The following is a 4,324-nucleotide window of genomic DNA, read 5'->3' as shown; positions in this document are numbered from 1 at the left end:
GGCTGACACACCGTTATCGCAGGCAAGCCAGCTCCCACATTTTGACTTGCTGTGCGTCAGTCATATTTTTGAAACTCCACTGACTTAATCTGGCGGCACTCCCTTTGGCTTAAGAAGGTGCCGGCATGATGCTGCGCGTTCTGTTCCTGTTGATACTGCCGCTCTACGCTGCCGCCGCTGCCCTACCCGTTCCCGACCAAGGCCCCGCCCTGCGTATCCAGGGTTCCAATACCATTGGTGCGGCGCTTGGACCTGCGTTGGTCAAGGGCATGCTGGAGCACCAGGGCTTGCAGGCGGTGCACAGCGAGCCCGGCGATGGCGCCAATGAACAACGGGTGATCGGCAAGACGCGTCAGGGCAAAACCGTCACGGTGGAGGTCGCAGCCCACGGTTCAAGTACCGGGTTCAGCGCACTGAAAAAATCCAACGCTGACCTTGCGGCTGCTTCGCGCCCGATCAAGGACAGCGAACTGGTGGACCTTGAACCCCTGGGCGACCTGAAAAGCCCAGAGGCCGAGCACGTGATTGCCATCGACGGCCTGGCCATTATCCTCAACCCGCAAAACCCGTTGAATACCTTGAACACCGAGCAGCTGGCGCAGATTTTCAATGGTGAAGTCAGCCACTGGGAGGATGTGGGCGGCGTCGACGGCGCCATTCATCTGTATGCCCGGGATGATCAGTCCGGCACCTATGACACCTTTAAAGAGCTGGTGCTGAACCGGCGCGGCAAACCGCTGGCCGTGGCCGCCAAGCGCTTCGAATCCAGCGAGGCGTTGTCCGATGCGGTGAGCCATGACCCGCAAGGCATTGGTTTTATCGGCCTGCCGTATGTGCGCCAGGCCAAGGCGCTGGCGATTGTCGACGGTGACTCACAGCCGATGTTACCGGTGACCAGCCTGATCGCCACCGAGGATTACCCGCTGTCACGCCGCTTGTATTTTTACCTGCCGCCGTCGAACCGCAACCCGTGGGCCAAAGCCCTGGTGGACTTTACCCAAAGTGGCAAAGGCCAGGCGATTGTGGCCGCCAATGGCTTTATCGCCCAGCAGGTGCAGGCGATTGCCGTGGAGCCACGGGCGTCGATGCCCGAGGACTATCAAAGCATCGTCCGTGACGCCCAGCGCTTGAGTGTGAATTTTCGTTTCGAAGAAGGCAGCGCCAGCCTGGACAACAAGGCGCGCCAGGACTTGCAGCGGGTGGTGGCGTATATAAAAAGCCACGGCAAGCTCGACAAGCAGGTGACGCTGGTGGGGTTTGGCGATGCCAAGAATGACCCGCAGCGGGCGGCGCTGTTGTCAAAGTTGCGGGCAATGGCGGTGCGCCGGGAATTGGTCAAGAACGGCGTGGTGCTCAGGGATATTCGCGGCTTCGGCGCGCAGATGCCGGTGGCGGCGAACACGGCGGATGAGGGGCGGATCAAGAATCGGCGGGTGGAGGTTTGGGTGTACTGACCGCTCGGGTTTCGTGTTGTAAACACTGGCCTCATCGCGGCATAGGTATCTACACAACCGGTTAACACGAAGCCTGTTGTAAGTGGGCTGTTGTGGCGAGCAGGCTTGCCCTGCGTTGGGCTGCGAAGCGGCCCAGTAAAGGCACTGCAATTTTCCTGAAAGAACTCAGCGACTGGGTTTGGGGCTGCTTCGCAGCCCAACGCAGGCGGTGCGACGATTCGACAAGCCTGCTCGCCACAGGAGAAATTGGCTGCCTTCAAAAGTTGTGTAGATACCTATGGCCATCGCAGGCAAGCCAGCTCCCACAGGATGAGCCGGTTGCTACAGTGGAATCGGCGTTACACCACGCAGCACCAAGTCACTGATAAACCCCAGCCAATCCTGCTGATGCTCCTTATCCCCCAAGTCTTCACCCAGGAACGAACTGAGCGTGTGGCGGTTGGAGTTGTAGAAGTAGCAGAGCGAGGCAATCATCAAATACACGTGCTTGAGGTCGATGTCCTGGCGAAACACACCTTGGGCCTGGCCGGCTTCGATGATCGGGCGCAACACGCCAACCGCTTCGCCCGACAACCTGCGCATCTCGCCGGACTGCTGGGCATGCTTGCCCTGGTGCAGATTCTCGATGCTCAGGATCGCTACGAACTCGGGGTGCTTGACGTAGTAGCTCCAGATAAATGCCACCCGTTCGCGCAAGGCTTGCACGGGGTCTCCCAGGTCCAGCTTGAGTTTGCTTTCGGCCTTATTGAACTGTTCATAGACATGTTCCAGCACACAGACGAACAGGTGTTCCTTGCTGCCGAAATAGTAATAAAGCATGCGGTCGTTGGAGTCGGCGGCCTTGGAAATAGTGTCGACGCGCCCACCGGAATAGCCGTCGCGAGTGAACACCTTGACTGCCGCCTGCAAGATACGCGCACGTGTCTGGTCGGCCTGTTGCGTTCGAATTCCGGTCTTCTTGATCGCCATCACAAAGCGCCTTGCCGCCAGTCTGGGCGCGAAATATAGCATGGGCTTTTTCGTGCCCGTTCTATGACCGACAAGTTCTGTAATAAAAACGCCATTGCGCTGGGGATTGGATCCTAGTCGGGCTATTTTGGTGCACCTCAATAAATAGAGTAGCCATGGATGAAATACCAACCCTTCAGCCGTACCCTGATTGCCACTGCGCTGGTGTTGACGGTCAACGGCGTGCAAGCCGCCTCACAGGCCCCGGTGGCCGGTGAAAATGGCATGGTGGTGACCGCCCAGCATTTGGCCACTCATGTTGGCGTGGATGTACTCAAGGCCGGCGGCAACGCGGTGGATGCGGCGGTTGCCGTGGGCTATGCGCTGGCCGTGGTGTACCCGGCAGCGGGCAACCTCGGTGGCGGCGGCTTTATGACCGTGCAGCTGGCAGATGGGCGCAAGACCTTCCTGGACTTCCGTGAAAAAGCCCCGCTGGCGGCCACTGCCGACATGTACCTGGACAAAGACGGCGAGGTGATCGACGGCCTCAGCGCCAAGGGCCACTTGGCCGTCGGCGTACCCGGCACCGTGTCCGGCATGGAAACCGCGCTGAACAAATACGGCACCCTCAAGCGCGCCCAGGTGATTGCCCCGGCGATCAAACTGGCCGAAAACGGCTTTGAACTGGAGCAGGGCGATATCGACCTGCTGCACACCGCCACCGGCGAGTTCGAAAAAGACAAAGACCTGCGCGGGATCTTCCTGCACAACGGCCAACCGATGCAGGTCGGCCAGAAACTGGTGCAGAAAGACCTGGCCAAGACCCTCAAGGAAATCTCCGCCAAGGGCACCGACGGCTTTTATAAAGGCTGGGTGGCCAAGGCGCTGGTGGATTCCAGCCAGGCCGGCAAGGGCATCATCACCCAGGCCGACCTCGACAAATACAAGACTCGCGAGCTGGCGCCCATCGAGTGCGACTACCGTGGCTACCACGTGGTCTCGGCACCGCCGCCAAGCTCCGGCGGTGTGGTGATCTGCCAGATCATGAACATCCTCGAAGGTTACCCGATGGCCGACCTCGGCTATCACTCGGCCCAAGGCCTGCACTACCAGATCGAAGCGATGCGTCACGCTTACGTGGACCGTAACAGCTACCTGGGTGACCCGGATTTCGTCAAGAACCCTATCGCGCACCTGTTGGACAAGGACTACGCCGCCAAGCTGCGTGCCGCCATTGAGCCGCAGAAGGCGGGTGATTCCCAGGCGATCAAGCCGGGTGTGTCGCCCCATGAAGGCAACAACACCACGCACTATTCGATCGTCGACAAGTGGGGTAACGCGGTGTCCGTGACCTACACCCTCAACGACTGGTTCGGTGCCGGCGTGATGGCGAGCAAGACCGGGGTGATCCTCAACGATGAAATGGACGACTTCACCGTCAAGGTCGGTGTGCCGAACATGTACGGGCTGGTGCAGGGCGAAGCCAACGCCATCGCACCGGGCAAGGCGCCGCTGTCGTCGATGAGCCCGACCATCGTCACCAAGGATGGCAAGGCGGTGATGGTGGTCGGTACGCCGGGCGGCAGCCGGATCATCACCGCGACCTTGCTGACCATCCTCAATGTCATCGACTACAAGATGAACATCCAGGAAGCCGTGGACGCGCCACGCTTCCACCAGCAGTGGATGCCTGAAACCACCAACCTGGAAACCTTCGCGGTAAGCCCGGACACCCAGAAGATTCTCGAAAGCTGGGGCCACAAGTTTGCCGGCCCCCAGGATGCCAACCACTTGGCGGCGATCCTGGTGGGCGCGCCTTCGCTGGGCGGCAAGCCGGTGGGCAACAACCGTTTCTACGGGGCTAACGACCCACGCCGCAATACCGGATTGTCGCTCGGTTACTGAGGCGGGAGGGATTTATA

General features: G+C 60.0%; 3 protein-coding genes. 2 read left to right on the top strand and 1 reads right to left on the bottom strand.

The window, feature by feature from the left end:
* Positions 1 to 125: 125 nt before the first annotated feature.
* A complete protein-coding gene (locus tag FEM54_RS25810) occupies positions 126 to 1,454 on the top strand; it encodes a substrate-binding domain-containing protein (protein WP_138453585.1) in 1,329 nt (442 codons plus the stop codon).
* Between the two features lie 321 nt (positions 1,455 to 1,775).
* On the opposite strand, the gene FEM54_RS25805 is transcribed toward FEM54_RS25810, so the two are convergent.
* Positions 1,776 to 2,423, bottom strand: a complete 648-nt coding sequence (locus FEM54_RS25805; protein ID WP_017138828.1) for a TetR/AcrR family transcriptional regulator — start codon at positions 2,421 to 2,423, stop codon at positions 1,776 to 1,778.
* 159 nt (positions 2,424 to 2,582) lie between these two features.
* Between FEM54_RS25805 and ggt the strand changes: the two genes are divergently transcribed.
* Positions 2,583 to 4,307: a gamma-glutamyltransferase gene (ggt, locus tag FEM54_RS25800; RefSeq protein ID WP_138453584.1), complete on the top strand. Its 1,725-nt coding sequence runs from the start codon at positions 2,583 to 2,585 to the stop codon at positions 4,305 to 4,307.
* The last annotated feature ends 17 nt before the right edge of the window (positions 4,308 to 4,324 follow it).

The sequence above is a fragment of the Pseudomonas edaphica genome (assembly GCF_005863185.1).
In the GTDB taxonomy this organism is placed as follows: Bacteria; Pseudomonadota; Gammaproteobacteria; order Pseudomonadales; family Pseudomonadaceae; genus Aquipseudomonas; species Aquipseudomonas edaphica.
Note: the sequence above shows the minus strand (reverse complement) of the source record. Positions and strands in the feature narration are given on the sequence as shown.